General features: G+C 71.2%; 13 protein-coding genes and 4 pseudogenes. 7 read left to right on the forward strand and 10 right to left on the reverse strand.

Annotation, left to right across the window (positions count from 1 at the left end):
* Nucleotides 1–246 precede the first annotated feature (246 nt).
* From Pflav_RS45430 to Pflav_RS48675, 5 genes and pseudogenes are all read left to right on the forward strand, one after another.
* Nucleotides 247–2,232, forward strand: a pseudogene (locus tag Pflav_RS45430) (molybdopterin oxidoreductase family protein); the annotation flags it as partial.
* Between the two features lie 356 nt (nt 2,233–2,588).
* Nucleotides 2,589–2,918, forward strand: a pseudogene (locus Pflav_RS45435) (flavodoxin domain-containing protein); the annotation flags it as partial.
* A 179-nt stretch (nt 2,919–3,097) separates the two neighbouring features.
* Complete coding sequence (locus Pflav_RS45440; protein ID WP_232072670.1) at nt 3,098–3,580, forward strand: flavodoxin domain-containing protein; 483 nt, start codon at nt 3,098–3,100, stop codon at nt 3,578–3,580.
* 215 nt (nt 3,581–3,795) lie between these two features.
* Nucleotides 3,796–4,257 (forward strand): annotated as a pseudogene (locus Pflav_RS45445) (hypothetical protein); the annotation flags it as partial.
* A gap of 295 nt (nt 4,258–4,552) precedes the next feature.
* A complete protein-coding gene (locus Pflav_RS48675) occupies nt 4,553–4,720 on the forward strand; it encodes a TetR family transcriptional regulator C-terminal domain-containing protein (protein WP_415624380.1) in 168 nt (55 codons plus the stop codon).
* 436 nt (nt 4,721–5,156) lie between these two features.
* Here the strand turns inward: Pflav_RS48675 and Pflav_RS13700 are convergent, their stop codons facing one another.
* Nucleotides 5,157–6,188 (reverse strand): MFS transporter, encoded by a 1,032-nt coding sequence (locus Pflav_RS13700; protein ID WP_232071366.1) that lies wholly within the window; start codon nt 6,186–6,188, stop codon nt 5,157–5,159.
* Nucleotides 6,155–6,457: an MFS transporter gene (locus tag Pflav_RS45450; RefSeq protein ID WP_232071368.1), complete on the reverse strand. Its 303-nt coding sequence runs from the start codon at nt 6,455–6,457 to the stop codon at nt 6,155–6,157. Before Pflav_RS45450 ends, Pflav_RS13700 begins: the two co-directional genes overlap by 34 nt.
* A gap of 55 nt (nt 6,458–6,512) precedes the next feature.
* Here Pflav_RS45450 and Pflav_RS13705 point away from each other — a divergent pair, with 55 nt between their 5' ends.
* Together Pflav_RS13705 and Pflav_RS13710 are read left to right on the forward strand one after the other, a co-directional pair.
* Nucleotides 6,513–7,067 (forward strand): CGNR zinc finger domain-containing protein, encoded by a 555-nt coding sequence (locus tag Pflav_RS13705; protein WP_173036511.1) that lies wholly within the window; start codon nt 6,513–6,515, stop codon nt 7,065–7,067.
* A gap of 32 nt (nt 7,068–7,099) precedes the next feature.
* Nucleotides 7,100–7,606 carry an OsmC family protein gene (locus Pflav_RS13710; RefSeq protein ID WP_173036512.1) on the forward strand — a complete coding sequence of 169 codons (507 nt, stop codon included), beginning with the start codon at nt 7,100–7,102 and terminating at the stop codon, nt 7,604–7,606.
* A 207-nt stretch (nt 7,607–7,813) separates the two neighbouring features.
* On the opposite strand, the gene Pflav_RS13715 is transcribed toward Pflav_RS13710, so the two are convergent.
* The 8 genes and pseudogenes from Pflav_RS13715 to Pflav_RS13740 form a co-directional block, all read right to left on the reverse strand.
* Entirely contained in the window at nt 7,814–8,071 is a 258-nt protein-coding gene (locus Pflav_RS13715; protein ID WP_173036513.1) for a hypothetical protein, read from the reverse strand.
* A 165-nt stretch (nt 8,072–8,236) separates the two neighbouring features.
* Nucleotides 8,237–9,166 carry a beta-galactosidase gene (locus Pflav_RS48680; protein WP_415624381.1) on the reverse strand — a complete coding sequence of 310 codons (930 nt, stop codon included), beginning with the start codon at nt 9,164–9,166 and terminating at the stop codon, nt 8,237–8,239.
* Nucleotides 9,167–9,175: 9 nt separating this feature from the next.
* Nucleotides 9,176–10,263 (reverse strand): annotated as a pseudogene (locus Pflav_RS48685) (beta-galactosidase); the annotation flags it as partial.
* 6 nt (nt 10,264–10,269) lie between these two features.
* Nucleotides 10,270–10,854 (reverse strand): carbohydrate ABC transporter permease, encoded by a 585-nt coding sequence (locus tag Pflav_RS13725; RefSeq protein WP_232071372.1) that lies wholly within the window; start codon nt 10,852–10,854, stop codon nt 10,270–10,272.
* Nucleotides 10,854–11,108, reverse strand: coding sequence for a hypothetical protein (locus Pflav_RS45455; protein WP_232071374.1), 255 nt, complete (start codon nt 11,106–11,108; stop codon nt 10,854–10,856). The genes Pflav_RS13725 and Pflav_RS45455 overlap by 1 nt, the downstream gene beginning before the upstream one ends.
* On the reverse strand, nt 11,105–12,040 hold the full coding sequence (locus Pflav_RS13730) for a carbohydrate ABC transporter permease (protein WP_173036514.1): 936 nt from the start codon (nt 12,038–12,040) through the stop codon (nt 11,105–11,107). The genes Pflav_RS45455 and Pflav_RS13730 overlap by 4 nt, the downstream gene beginning before the upstream one ends.
* Nucleotides 12,041–12,052: 12 nt before the next feature.
* Nucleotides 12,053–13,327: an ABC transporter substrate-binding protein gene (locus Pflav_RS13735; RefSeq protein WP_173036515.1), complete on the reverse strand. Its 1,275-nt coding sequence runs from the start codon at nt 13,325–13,327 to the stop codon at nt 12,053–12,055.
* A 2-nt stretch (nt 13,328–13,329) separates the two neighbouring features.
* Entirely contained in the window at nt 13,330–14,673 is a 1,344-nt protein-coding gene (locus Pflav_RS13740) for an FAD-dependent oxidoreductase (protein ID WP_173036516.1), read from the reverse strand.
* Nucleotides 14,674–14,715: the final 42 nt, after the last annotated feature.

The following is a 14,715-nucleotide window of genomic DNA, read 5'->3' on the forward strand; positions in this document are numbered from 1 at the left end:
CTAGGCAGACAACACTAAGGATTTACCTAGAGTCCACTCTCTCTGTGACGGCATCCACCTCACACCGGCCGAACCGGGTTTGTGGGGCCTCGTAACCATCGGTGCCGAAAGGGCGTGACGGCCACGTAACTCCAGGCTCCTACCGTCGGCGTGCCTGGGCGAACGGACACGCGGAGGGTGGCGCCGGTGGGCGACGGCAGCACGCAGGCCCGCACGGCGTGTTCCTACTGCGGGGTCGGCTGCGGGATGCTGCTCACGGTCGGCGCGGGCCCGGACGGGCGCCGCCGGGTGTTGAGCGTCGCCGGCGACCGCGCGCATCCGGCGAACGGCGGCCGGCTCTGCACCAAGGGCGCGACAAGTGCGGACATGCTGGCCGCGCCGGGCCGGCTGGCGACGGCCAGGGTGCGGGCCGAGCGCGGCGCCGCACCGGCCGACATGGCGGTCGACGATGCGATCTCGTACACTGCGCGGCGGCTGCGGCGGATCGTCGACGAACACGGGCCGGACGCGGTCGCGTTCTACGTGTCCGGGCAGATGACGCTCGAAGCGCAGTACCTGGCGAACAAGCTCGCCAAGGGCTTCGTCGGCACCAACCAGATCGAGTCGAACTCGCGGCTGTGCATGGCGAGCGCCGGCTCCGGCTACAAGCTGTCGCTGGGCGCGGACGGCCCGCCCGGCTCGTACGACGACTTCGACCACGCCGACGTCTTCCTGGTCATCGGCGCGAACATGGCCGACTGCCACCCCATCCTGTTCCTGCGCCTGCTGGACCGGCTCAAGGCCGGCGCGAAGCTGATCGTGGTGGACCCGCGCCGCAACGCCACCGCCGACAAGGCCGACCTGTACCTGCCGATCCGGCCCGGCACCGACCTGGCACTGCTCAACGGCCTGCTGCACCTGCTGGTCGCGGACGGGCGCATCGACGAGGAGTTCATCGACGCGTACACCGAGGGCTGGCCGGCGATGCCGGACTTCCTGGCCGACTATCCGCTGGACCGGGTCGCGGAGATCACCGGCCTGCGGGAGGCGGACATCCGCCGCGCCGCCGAGTGGATCGGCACCGCGAAGAACTGGATGAGCTGCTGGACGATGGGCCTCAACCAGAGCACCCACGGCACCTGGAACACCAACGCCTTGTGCAACCTGCACCTGGCCACCGGCGCGATCTGCCGGAGCGGCAGCGGACCGTTCTCGCTCACCGGGCAGCCGAACGCGATGGGCGGCCGCGAGATGGGCTACATGGGCCCCGGCCTGCCCGGACAGCGGTCAGTGCTGGTCGAGCGGGACCGCGCGTTCACGGAAGAGGCGTGGGGCCTGCCGGCCGGCACGCTGCGTACCGAGGTCGGGCGGGGCACGGTCGACATGTTCGCCCGGATGGCCGCCGGCGAGATCAAGGCGTGCTGGATCATCTGCACCAACCCGGTCGCCTCGGTCGGCAACCGCCGGACCGTCATCGAAGGCTTGGAGGCGGCCGAGCTCGTCATCACCCAGGACGCCTACGCCGACACCGAGACCAACGCGTACGCCGACATCATGCTGCCGGCGGCGATGTGGTCCGAGACCGACGGCGTCATGATCAACTCCGAGCGCAACCTCACGCTGGCCCGGCAGGTGCAGGACCCGCCCGGACAGGCGCTGCCCGACTGGGCGCTGATCGCGCGGGTTGCCGCGGAGATGGGGTACGCCGAGGCGTTCGACTACGCCACCGCCGAGGACGTCTTCGCCGAGGTCAAACGCTTCTGGAACCCGCAGACCGGGTACGACCTGCGGGGCGTGACGTACGAGCGGTTGCGCGCCAACCCGGTGCAGTGGCCCGCACCGCCCGGCGCCGGTGACCGCAACCCGATCCGGTACCGCGCCGGCGACGGTCTCGTGTTTCCGACCGCGTCGGGCCGGGCGGTCTTCCACGCCCGGCCGCACATGCCGCCGAAGGAGATGCCCGACGACGACTACCCGTTCCTGCTGAATACGGGCCGGCTGCCGCACCAGTGGCACACGCTGACGAAGACCGGGAAGGTCGCCAAGCTCAACCGGCTCAACCCGGGCCCGTTCGTGGAGCTCCACCCGCGGGACGCCGAGCGCCTCGGTGTCGTCGACGGCGACCAGGTCGAGATCGGCTCGCGCCGCGGCCGGGCGGTCCTGCCCGCCGTCGTCACCGACCGGGTGCGCCCCGGCGACCTGTTCGCGCCGTTCCACTGGAACGACATCTTCGGCGAGTACCTGGCCGTCAACGCGGTCACGAACGACGCGGTCGACCCGATCTCCTTCCAACCGGAGCTGAAGGCGTGCGCGGTCACGCTGACGAAGGTCGCAGCACCGGCGCCCGAAGCCGCTGCGGGCCCGGAAGGCTCGCTGGCCGCGCTACTCAAGGTCGAGGACATCGGGCCGCCTGCGTTCACCGAGCCGGAGCGCTACTACCTGGCCGGGTTCCTCGCCGCGCTGCCCAGCGTTGTGGAAGGCGTCCCGGCGCTGCCGCCCTCCGCCCCGCTCGATCCGGCCCGCGCGCTGTGGGTCAACGGCCTCCTCGCCGGCATGTACTCGCGGGCCGTGGCCTCGCCCGCTGCTCCCCACCGGGTCGGCCGATCCACGTGCTGTGGGCCTCGCAGACCGGCAACGCCGAGGAGTTCGCCGCCACCGTCGCCCGCCGCCTTGTCGACGCCGGCTGGCAGCCGGCCGTACGCAGCATGGCCGACCCGCCCGCGGACGTCCTTGCCCACCCGGGCGACCTGCTCGTGGTCACCAGCACGTTCGGGGACGGCGACGCACCGGACAACGGCGCCGACTTCTGGCAGGCGCTCCAGCAGCCCGACCCGCCCCGCCTGGACGGCCGCCGCTACGCGGTCCTGGCCTTCGGCGACTCCAGCTACGCGGACTTCTGCGGCCACGGCCGCCGCCTCGACGACCGGCTCGGTGAGCTCGGCGCGGTACGGCTGGCGCCCCGCGTGGACTGCGAACCCGACTACCACGACGCCGCCCACGGCTGGCTCGACCGCGTGCTGGCCGCGCTCGCGACGCCGCCACCCGCGACCTCCCGCGCGCACCGGCCGGACCGCCGACCCGGGCGAGGCCGCTGCTCGCCCGGCTCACCCGCAACCGGTTGCTTACCGGCTCCGGGTCGGCGAAGGAGGTCCGCGAGTTCACGTTCGACACGGACGGTGGGGCGCTCGCGTACCAGACCGGCGACGCGCTCGGCGTCTGGCCGACGAACTGCCCCGACGTGGTCACCGAATGGCTCAAGGTCACGGGGCTGCGGCCGGACGAGCGGGTCGAGGTGACCGGCCACGGCACGATGTCGCTGGCCGAGGCGCTGCACGACCGCCTCGACATCACCCGGATCGGCCCGGACCTGCTGCGGTTCGTCGCCGAACGTACCGCCGACCCGCACCTCAAGGCCCTGTTGCGGCCGGACAACACCGGCGAGCTGGCCAAATGGACCTGGGGTCGGCAAGCGGTCGACGTGATCAGCGAACACCCGGTGCGGGCCACCGCCGGCGAGTGGGCCAGCGTGCTCAAACGGCTCCAGCCCCGGCTGTACTCGATCTCCTCCACCCCGCTGACCAACCCCACGAGGTCAGCGTGACCGTCTCCGTAGTCCGCTTCGACAACCACCAAGGCCGCACCCGCAAAGGCGTCTGCTCCACCTTCCTCGCCGACGCCGACCCCGACCGCCCGGTACCGGTGTTCGTCCAGCAGAGCCCGCATTTCCGGCCGCCCGCCGACGACACACCCATGATCATGATCGGGCCGGGCACCGGTGTCGCCCCGTTCCTGGCCTTCCTCCGCGAACGAGCGGCACGCGGCGCCCGCGGCGCCAACTGGCTGTTCTTCGGCGAGCAACGCCGGGCCACCGACTACTACTACGCCGACGAGCTGACCACGCTGCGCGAACGAGGCGTCCTCCGCCGGCTCGACCTCGCCTTCTCCCGCGACCAGCGCAACAAGGTGTACGTCCAGGACCGCATCCGCGAGCACGGCGCCCACCTGTGGGGCTGGCTACAGGACGGCGCGTACCTCTACGTATGCGGCGACGCCACCCGCATGGCCAAGGACGTCGACCAGGCGCTGCGCGACGTCGCCGCCGCCCACGGCCAGCTCACCCCGACGCCGCGGCCGCCTACGTCAAGCAACTCGCCGCCGACAAGCGCTACCGCCGCGACGTCTACTGAGCGGAGGCTTACAGGCCGGCACCGCCCGTCGCGTCGATCACCCGGCTGTTCTGGGAGCGCGGCTACGAGGCCACCTCCATCGGCGAGCTGACCGAGGCGATGGGCATCAGGCCGGGCAGCTTGTATGTGGCCTTCGGTGACAAGAAGTCCCTGTTCCAGGAGGTCGTGCGCAGCTACGGTCGCTCACCGGTCGGCGCGTTCGTGGGCGTCGCCCTGGCGGAGGAGACCACGGCCTACGACGCGTTCGCCCGCATCCTGCGGGAGGCGGCGGCCATCTACCCCGACCCCTCCCACCCGGCCGGCTGCCTGACGATCAGCGCGGCCACCAATGTCACCCCCAGGACGCCGAGGTCGCCACGTACCTGCGCGACCTGCGCAACGAAAACCTGGCCACCCTCGAAGCCCGCCTACGGACAGCGCGGCAGACCGGCGAGCTACCCGCTAGCGCCGACCCCCGCTCGCTGGCCGCCTACATCGCCGCGGTCATCCAGGGCATGTCGCAGCGCGCCCGCGACGGAGCCACGGCCGCCGAGCTGACCAAACCGCCGAGCTAGCCCTCACCGCATGGCCCACGGCACAACCCTGACCAATCAGATCTGAGCTACCGCGACGCCCGCGGTGGTCCAGACCGCTGCTCCCGCGGCCTCACCCTCCGCGCTACACAATCCAAACCCGCGCCGGCGGCGGGCAGCGGGACAGGCAAGCCCGCGCCCGAGGAACTGTCGCGGCTGCGTCTGGCAGATCGTGGTACGGAACGGCCGTCCCAGGGGCGCCTCGGTACCACGATCTATTCCAAGGAGCGACTGTCGCGCGCTGCAGTGGGCGATGTCGGGGAGAGTGGCCACTCGGGGTCGTGGAGCGCGGAGGGTGAGGCCGCGGGAGCGACGGTCCGGACCACCGCGGACATCGCGGTAGCTCGGATCTCTGTCCTATGTGGTGGGTTGCCGGGCGCCTTCGGTGGTGGGCACGGGGAGGGCCAGAGTCGCGGCGTCATGGCGCGGTTCGTGCGTCGGCGATCCGCACCAGGCGGGGTACGGCCGAGAAGCCGACCCACAGCGTCGCGGTCGCGATCCCGATGGCGCCGGCCGCCATGGCGGCCCATGCCCCGGCGTGGCTGGCCACCACGCCGCCGACCGCGGCGCCCACCGGCATGGCGCCCCACGAGATGAGCCTGTACGCGGCGTTGACCCGGCCCCGCAACCGCTCCGGCACGGCCGTCTGCCGCAGGCTGACCGCGTGCACGTTGGCGATGCCGATGCCGATGCCCATCACGACGAAGACGGCGCACAGCAGCGCCAGCGCCGCAGCGCCGGCGTGCCCCAGCAGCAGGACCCCGACCGGTGCCGTGTTGCCCAGGATCAGCGTGACGAGCAGGACCCGCCCGTAGCCGAACCGCCCAGCGACCCGCGAGCCGAACCACGCGCCGATGAACGAGCCGACCCCACCGGCGGTGAACACGAGTCCGATCGTCGCGGCGCCCATGCCGAGGCCGCGCACGGCATAGAGCATCAGACCGAGAATGAACATCTCGTTGAACAGGTTGAACGTGGTCGCCTCACCCAGCAGCGCGCGCACATAGCGGTTGCCCAACGCCACGCGCAGCCCCGCCACGGTCTCCCGCCATCGCCCACCCGCCGGTACCGGCTGGATCTCGGCGTCGTCGGCTCGCGCTGCCTGCTCGATGCGGATCCGGCGCAGGCTGAGCGCCGAGATGAGGAAGGCGACCGCGTTGACCGCCACCGCCACCGGCGCCGTGGCCGCCTGGACGATCAGCCCGGCCATGCCGCGTCCGCCGATCTCGTTGGCGGACTGGGTGGCGGCGATCTTGCCGTTCGCGTCGACGAGCTGATCGGTGCGCACCAGGCTGGGCAGGAACGCGAAGTCGGCGATCTGGTAGAGGACGGTAAGGATCCCTGCCGCGAAGACGACGACGTAAAGCCATTCGACCCGGGCGACACCGCACCAGACCCCGAGCGGGATGAGGGCGATCAGCGCGAATCGGCCGAGGTCGGCGCCCACCATGAACCGCAGGCGCCATCGGTGGTGCCGGTCGACGAGTACCCCAGCGGCAGCGTGGCCAGCAGGAACGGCAGGAACTGCGCGACCCTCAGCAGGCCGACCTCGGCGGCGCTCGCGGACAGCGTGACAAGGGCCAGCAGCGGCAGGGCCAGCTCGGCGACCTCCGAGCCGAACGACGACACGGCGGAACCGAGCCACAGCCGCCGGAAGTCGCGGTTGGACCACGCGGTATCCGTCCTCGGCTGAGCGACAGCCTCCGTAACCTGTGTCACGCTCAAGGAGGTTACGGTAACCTCGCTGACCGCTCAAGACGGTTATGCTCGGCGGGTGGCAGCGTCGAGTTCGAGTGCCCCCGGGCGTCTGGAGACGGTTCGCCGGTTCGTCAACACCCGCGACATCGAGGCGGGCACCGACGCGACCGCGACCCCTCCCGACCTGTCCAGGTGGCTGCGGGAGGCCGAGCTTCTCGACGCGCGCACCGAGGTCACGGCAGCTCAGGTGCGGCAGGCCAGCACCCTGCGGGAGGCGCTGCGCGAGGCCCTCGTCGCCAACCATTCGGGCGGCCCGATACCGCCGGACACCATCGCGGTCCTCAACCAGGTCGCCGCGCGGGCGCAGGTCACGCTATCGATCACGGCGGACCTGGGATGGGTTGCCCGACCGCGGGCAGGCGGCGTCGAGGGCGCGCTCGGTACGCTCGTCACGATCGTCGCCGATGCCATGACGGACGCGACCTGGGCACGACTGAAGATCTGCATAAACGACACCTGCCGCTGGGCGTTCTACGATCACTCGCGCGCGCGATCCGGCAAGTGGTGCTCGATGCGGGTGTGCGGCAATCGGGCCAAACAGCAGACCTGGCGCGCCCGCCGGGAGCCCTAGCCAGGAGGCAGGGTCCAGGCAAGACTGTACGGGTGGATGCTGCCGACCTGCGCGCGCTCCAGGCGCCCTTGAAAGAGAAGTACCGCACGGACCCCGACACGGCGGTGACGCCGCTGCACGCCAGCGGCGACTTCTCCGCCGACGGCATCACCGCCGTCGTTACGAGCTGGGCCGGTCCGGTGCGGGCCGGGCTGCACCCCGCGACCGGCGGTGACGGCTCGGACTCCTGCTCGGGCGACATGCTTCTCCAAGCGGTGCTCGCCTGCGCGGGCGTGACGATGCGCAGCGTCGCCACGGTGATGGACATCGAGATCCGGAGCGCCGCACTGCGCGCGGACGCGATGTTCGACGCCCGCGGCACGCTCGGCGTCTCCCGCGAAACACCGGTCGGCATCCAACAACTCGTCATCACCGCCGAGCTCGACACCGACGCCGACGACACCACATTGGCCAAGCTCGGCCAGCTCACCGAGCGCTACTGCGTCGTGGGCCAGAGCCTGGCCGAGCCGCCGCGGTTCGTCGTCCGCCGAGCCGCCTAGCGAGCTTTGGAGTCGGGGTGGCCTCGGCGGCCTGTCGCGGATAAAGGTCCAAACCCAAGGAAATTGAGCTACCGCGACGTTCGTCGTGGTCCAGACCGTCGCTCCCGCGGCCTCACCCTCCGCCGTTGGGCAAGCTCACCCCCGGGTCGTGATAGGCCGACAGCGACCTTCGCTGCCGGGTCCGCGGGGTCGAGCGCTAGGCGGCGGTCAAAAGTTGAAGATGAAGCTGCGGAGAAATGCTCCCAGGCCGAGGTAGGCGTCTCGGCGGGTCTCTCGGAGCACTTGTAGGCGGGTGCGCTCGCGGACGTCGGAGCGCACGCCGTCCGGCCGGCTGCGGACGAGCCTCTCCATGGCGGCGGCCCGCACGAGCGCCGCGCCCACCGCGACGGCGGTCCCGCCGATCACCAAGTGGAGGCCCAGTCCGTCCGGGCGCACCAGCAGCACCACGACGCCGGTGGCGGCCACGAGCCATGCGATGTGGCAGGCCGGCGCGCTGAACGCCGCCCACCACCACGCCCGGCGCAGGCGCAGCTCGTCCAGCTCACGCTTGTTCAGCTCACGCTTGTTCAGTGCATTCCGGTCCGCAGCCCCATAGGCCCACGGTATGTAGCTACCGCAACACGCTGCGGCTCAGCGGCTGGTCAGCACCCGCACGTCCCACTCCCCCAGCTCGAGTTCGCCGCTGATCGGTTCACCGGTCAACAGATCGACGGCGTCGAAGGGGACCGGCACGGTCGCTGCGCTCGCGGACCAGTTGTGGAGGAACCACGCCCGGCGCCCGTCCGCCAGCCCGGCGCTGGTGACGTGCACGGGATCGGTGGCGGGAAAGCCGGAAACCGGCGCCGGCGTGGCCCAGCGGGCGACCGCCTCCGCGAGGGCCGGAGAAGGCACCGTCCCCACGTACGTGATCCGGCCGGCTCCACAGGCGACAGTCGTCACCGCCGGCCAGCGCCCGTAGTGCGGATGGTCGTAGACGGCCAGCGGCGTCGCGCCGGCGCAGCGCAGCCCCTCGACCCAGGCCCTCCCGGCCGCGTCCGGCGGCAGCGCGAGCGGCGACCCCTCGGCGGCCCGCACGGGCAGTGCGGCGACGTTCGCGTACTCGTCGTAGGTCAGCCCCGCCGCCTCCGCGAGCCGTCCGGGCGCTGCCACGGCCCGGATCCGGCCGTCGCTGTCCGCGTAGCCCGTCCGCGGGCCGAGTACGAGATGCCCACCCGCCACCGCGTAGTCACGGAGCTTGTCGAGCGTGGCGTCGTCGGCGACGTACAGGCCGGCGGCCACCACGACGGGGTAGGCGCTCAGGTCGCCGCCGTGCACGAACCGTGCCTGCGCGCCCGCCGCCCACCAGCCACGGTAGGAGGCGGACGTGATCCGCTCGTAGGCGGCGCGGTCCGGCCCACCGTCCACTCCGGACAATGGTGGCGCGAACTCGAAGGCCCATTTGGACGGTAGCGAGTGGACGAACGCCACGTCGGCGTCCGGCCGCAGCCCGTCGAGCGCGTCGCCGGCCGCGGCCAGGTCACGGCCGAGCGCGGCCACCTGCTCGTACACCCGGCCGGGCACGAGGCTGTGCGGCAGGATCCCGCCCCAGTAGGCCTCCGGGCCGTGGTGCAGCGTGTGCCAGTGCCAGTACTGCACCGAACGGGCACCGCGCGCGGCCAGCGCCCAGCCGACCTGGCGCCACTGCCCGTCGTACCCCGGCTGGTTGAGCCACGCCGGCCCGACGGACGTCGCGTTCGTCTCGGTCACGAGGTAGGGCGCCTGCCGGGTGGACCAGGCGCGGTCCGCGTTGTAGTACAGCGACCAGGTGCCCGACGGCGGCCAGTCGAGGCTCCCCTCGGTGCCGGCCGCGAGCCCGTCCTGCGCCGCGTAGTAGATGTTGGCGGAGGCGATGTCCAGGCCGGCCGCGACCGCCTCGTCGTCCATTGCGGGACGGGCGTAGTCGATGCAGGTCGTGACGAACTGATCCGTGCGCGCGTACTCCCGCACGATCCCCGCCTGCCAGCCGATGAACTCGGCGGTCAGCCGGGCCTGGAAGCGCCGCCAGGCCAGGTCGTACTGCGGCACGAGGTTGCCGTCCGGCGGCCACAGCTCGTCCCACCGCGCGAGCCGATGGGACCAGTGGGTCAGCCCCCAGCGGTCGTTGAGCGTGTCCACGTCGCCGTACTCGGCGCGCAGCTCCTCGACGAAGCGGGCGAACACGTGTCCATTGTGGAGCAGGTACAGGCCCGGCTCGTTGTCCACCTGGTACCCGACGACCGCCGGATGCGATGCGTACCGGGACACGACGCGGCGGATGACCCGCTCGGCGTGGAAGAGGTACGCGGGGTGGTTGAAGTCGACCTCCTGCCGGGCACCCCACGGCATCCGCCGGCCGGTGGCCGTCTCGGCGGCGATCTCCGGCACCTTGCGCTGGAGCCACGGCGGCACCGCGTACGTGGGGGTGCCGAGCACCACGCCGATCCCCGCGCGTGCGCGCCGTCGAGCACCGGGGCGAGCCAGTCCACATCAAACTCGCCGTCCCGTGGCTCCCATGTGGACCAGACCGACTCGCCGACCCGGATCACCGTGAAGCCGGCGTCGCGCATCAGGTCCAGGTCGGTGTCGAGCCGTTCGACCGGCATGTACTCGGTGTAGAACGCGGCTCCGAAATCGACCATCGGTGGCTATCCCTTCAGCGCGCCGGAGAGCAGAGCGTCCTCCATGCGGCGGCGCAGCAGCAGGTACGCGGCGTACACCGGCAGCAGGGTGATGACCGTGCCGGCGGTGAGCAGCCCGTACTGGGCGGAGACGTTGGTGACGAGCGTGGGCAGCGCCACCTGCGCGGTGCGGATGTCCGCGGACGGTCCGGCGACGACAAGCGCGATGAGGTACTCGTTCCAGATGTTGATGAAGTTGAGCAGCAGCACGGTGGAGACCGCGGGCATGGCGAGCGGCAGGTAGATGCGGGCCAGCGCCTGCAACGGGCCGGCGCCGTCCAGCCGCGCGCTGTCGTCCAGCTCCCGCGGGATCGCCCGCATGTACTGGGTCAGCAGCACGACCGCGAGGGGGATCGACGTGCCGACGTAGTACAGGACGAGGAAGGTACGGGTCTGGTAGAGGCCGAGCGAGATGGCCAGCAGCACGGTCGGTACGAGCGCGGCGAAGCCGGGGATGAGGAAGCCGAGCGCCATCGACCGCTCGATCAGCCGGCCGATCCAGCCCTCGTCACGGGACAGCGCGTACGCGGCCGGTACGACGACGGCGACCATCAGGATCTCGGCCGCGCCGGTGACGATCGCGGAGTTGAGCAGCGCGGGCCGAGCGAGACGAACTCCCAGGCGTCCCGGTAGTTCTGCCAGAGCCACTTGCTGGGCAGGCCGAAGGCGCTGGAGAAGATCTCGGTGTTGTCCTTCAGCGACGACACGAGCAGGTAGTAGAGGGGCAGTGCGAGCAGGGCCGCGTAGAGCCACACGAGGACGTGGCTGACGAGCATGCCCGGACCGGTCTTGCGGCGTACGCTCATGTCCTGCTCCGAAGGCCGAGGCGGATGAGGACGGTACCGGCCAGGCCGAGGACGAAGAGGATGACCCCGACCGCCTGGCTGTACCCGATGTCGGACTGCTGGAACGCCTTGCTCCACACCAGGAACGACAGTGTGAACGAGCTGGTGCCCGGGCCGCCCCGGGTCAGCAGCAGCACGGTGGTGGCGGAGAGGAAGAGCGTCCACAGGTATTGCAGCATCGCGACCACGCCGACGAAGCCGCGCACCATGCCGAAGGCGACGTACCACATGGTGCGCCAGTTGCCGCAGCCGTCCAGTTTGGACGCGTCGATGACCTCGGTGGGCAGGGCGGTCAGCTGGGCGCTGAAAAGGACGGCGAGGAAGCCGACCCCGGCCCACAGGTCGGTCGCCATGATGACCGGCAGCACCGTGTCCGGGTTGGCCAGCCAGTTGTTGCGCAGCCCGTCCAGGCCGAGGCCGCCAAGACCCTGGTTGACGAGTCCGTCCGGGGCGAGGATGGCGTAGAAGATCATCGCCTTGGTGGCCACCGACAGCAGCGCCGAGGTGAAGAAGAGGATGCGCAGCAGGCCGGCCAGCGGCGGGCGGAGGAAGAGGTAGTAGCCGAGCATGAAGCCGAGTACCACCATGACCGGGACGACGATGCCGACCTGGATCGCGGTGTTCTTCGCCGACGTCCAGAAGACGTCGTCGGTAAGGACGGTGCTGAAGTTGTCCAGCCCGACGAGGTGTCGCGGCGCGATGAGCGTGGAGGCGTCGGTCAGGCTGAAGAAGAAGACGCTGACCAGCGGCCCGACCAGGAACACCAGGTACCAGACGAAGGCCGGCACGGCGAGCAGCACGGCCGCGCGCCGCACGACCGCCGCCCGCCGGCGCGGCGGTGCCGGCGGGAGGGGACCGGTCGCCCGACCCTCCCGCCGCACCAGTTGCCCCATGGCGGTCACCGGCTAGCCCTTGTACGTCTTGTCGAACGTGCCGCAGATGTCGGTCGCCGACTTTCCGGCGGTGAACGCCACCGCCGCGTCCCGGATCACACTCTGGCTCAGGCTGCCCGGGACATACCGGTCGGGCAGGACGGCGTAGTCGACCGCGGTCGGCAGCTCGCCCTGCGCGGCCTTCAGCAGCGGCTGGTCGTCCGGGAGGGTGGACGCGTCCGCCTTCAACGCCATGATCATCGAGGCGTCCTTGACGAAGGTGGCGACGGTCTCCGGCCGGTACATGTACTCGACGAACTTGCGCACCGCGTCGAGCTTCTTCGCGCCGTTCTGGCTGACCCAGAAGCCGTTGGAGGTGCCCTCGTACGCGGTGGGCTTGGCGAAGGTGGCGCCGGACGGCAGCGGCATGCCGCCGAGCGCGATGTCGCCAACCATCTCCTTGGGCACCTGGGCGAACTCCCACGTGCCGGCCGGCATCATCGCCGCCTTCTTGCCGAAGAAGTCGGCCACCATGCTCTGCGCCGTGAAGCCCTCGGCGTTGTCGCCGAACACCTTGGCGTCGCGCAGCGAGGTGAACAGCTCGATGCCCTTCATCAGCGACGGGTTGCCGCACCAGCCGCCCTTGGCGAACGCCTCTTTGGCCGCGTCGGCGCTGAGGTACGACTGGATGATCTGGAAGAAGAGCTTCTGCCCGGTCCAGTCGTTGCCGCCGACGGCCATCGGCTGGATGCCGGCCGCCCGGAGCTTCGTCGCGGCGTCGAGCAGCTGGTCCACAGTGGCCGGTGGATCGGTGATGCCCGCCTTGGCCAGCAGCGTCTTGTTGTACCAGATCGGCCACTGGTAGCCCTCGAACGGGAAGCCCTGCATCTTGCCGTCCGCGCGGGTCCACTCGTCGATGGCGCCCGCGGTGAGGCGGTCGCGCAGGCCCCACTCGTCCACGTAGGACTCGACCGGCACGACGACGCTGTTGTCGATCCAGGTGAGCGGCTTGTCGACCGGGTTGATGTGTACGATATCCGCCTGCTTCCCGGCCGCGACCGAGGTCTCGAAGACGGTCGGCAGGTCTTCACCGGCGGTGTCGACCTGGACCTGGATGCCGGTCTCCGTGGTGAAGCCCTCAATGACCGACCGCAGCACCTGGCCGCCTGCGGAGCTGGCCGCGGCCGGGGTGAGCAGGGTGAGCGAGGTGGAGTCGCCGCTCTCGTCGTCGCCCGAGCAGGCGGCGGCGGAGGTGACCAGCAACAACGGTATGAGCAGGGCGGCGATGCGCCGCGACGCGAGCTTCATTGTCAACTCCGATGTCCTTCGTGGATGGTCGCGTCGCCGTGGCGGACGATCGCGCCCTGTTCGCGTAGCTGGTCGCGCAGGCGGGCAACGTCGACCTTGCGGACGTCGCCGTGCGCCACCGCGGACGCCGCGGCCAGCCCGGCCGCGTGCCCCATCGCCATGCACTGCGCCATGGAGCGCACCGACGCCTGCGCGTCGTGGGTCGCCGAGAAGCAGCGGCCGGCCACCAGGACGTTGGTGGCGTCCCTCGGCAGGAGCGTGCGGTACGGGATGCCGACGGTGCCGCCGCCCGGGATGTACTCCCACGCGGTGTCGGTGCCCTCCCGGTGGTCCTCGATGGGCGCACCGCACAGCCCGATCTGGTCCTCGAACTCCACCGCCCCGAGCACGTCCTCCCGGTCCAGCCGGTAGTCGCCGTACACGCGGCGGGTCTCCCGCACGCCGATCTGGCTGCTGAACGAGGCCAGGCTCGCCGACTCGTAGCCGGGCACCCGGTCGCGCAGGAAACGCACATACTCCAGGGCCTGCTCGCGTCCCTCGATCTCGCGGGCGCTGAGCAGGAGCGGGTCGGTCGCGTTGACCACTGTGGACCCGCGGGTCTCGTACGACGGCAACCGCGTCATGATCGTCGCGGTCATGCCGTCCACCGGCGTGATGTGGTCGCTGCCCTCCAGCCTCGGCAGCCGGTACTCACCGGAGGCCGCGGCCTCCCGCATCAATCGCTTGATCTCGGCCCGGGGCGTCGCGATCCGGCGCGCCAGGTCGACGTTGACCATCTTGAACGTGGTGGTGAGGGTCTGCGCCGGTGCCTCGGCACCGGCGAGCTCGTATCCGATGCCGGCGTGGTGACAGAGGTCCGCGTCGCCGGAGGCGTCGACGAAGACCTTCGCGCGCACCTCGTACGCCCCCTGCTTGGTGGCGACCGTGGCCGCGCGCACCTCGCCGCCGCCGGCCCGCGCGGCGAAGAGCTTGGCGTGCAGGAGGGCCCGCACGCCGGCCGCCGAGGCCAGCCGCTCCCAGACCACCTTCAGGTGGTCCGGGTGGTACGTGATGCCGGTGCCGGCGCCGAACGTGTTGGGCCGGGAGACCACCGGCCCGAGCGCGCGGAGCCCGGCCAGCACGTCGTCGCCGATGCCACCGACCACTTTGCGCGTCGGCGAACCGGGCGTGAAGAACCCGTAGAACGTGTCCAGGACGGCCGTGCTGGTGCCGCCGAGGAAGCCGTTGTTCTCCACCAGGAGGACGTCGGCCCCGGCCCGGCCCGCGGCGATCGCGGCCGACGCGCCGGCCGAACCGGCGCCGACGACGACGACATCCGCCGTGATCACGTGGGTCGAACCCGACATCGACGCTCCCCAACGATTGGTATGGCGATTGGCATGATTGGT

The organism is Phytohabitans flavus (assembly GCF_011764545.1).
GTDB classification, from domain to species: Bacteria; Actinomycetota; Actinomycetes; order Mycobacteriales; family Micromonosporaceae; genus Phytohabitans; species Phytohabitans flavus.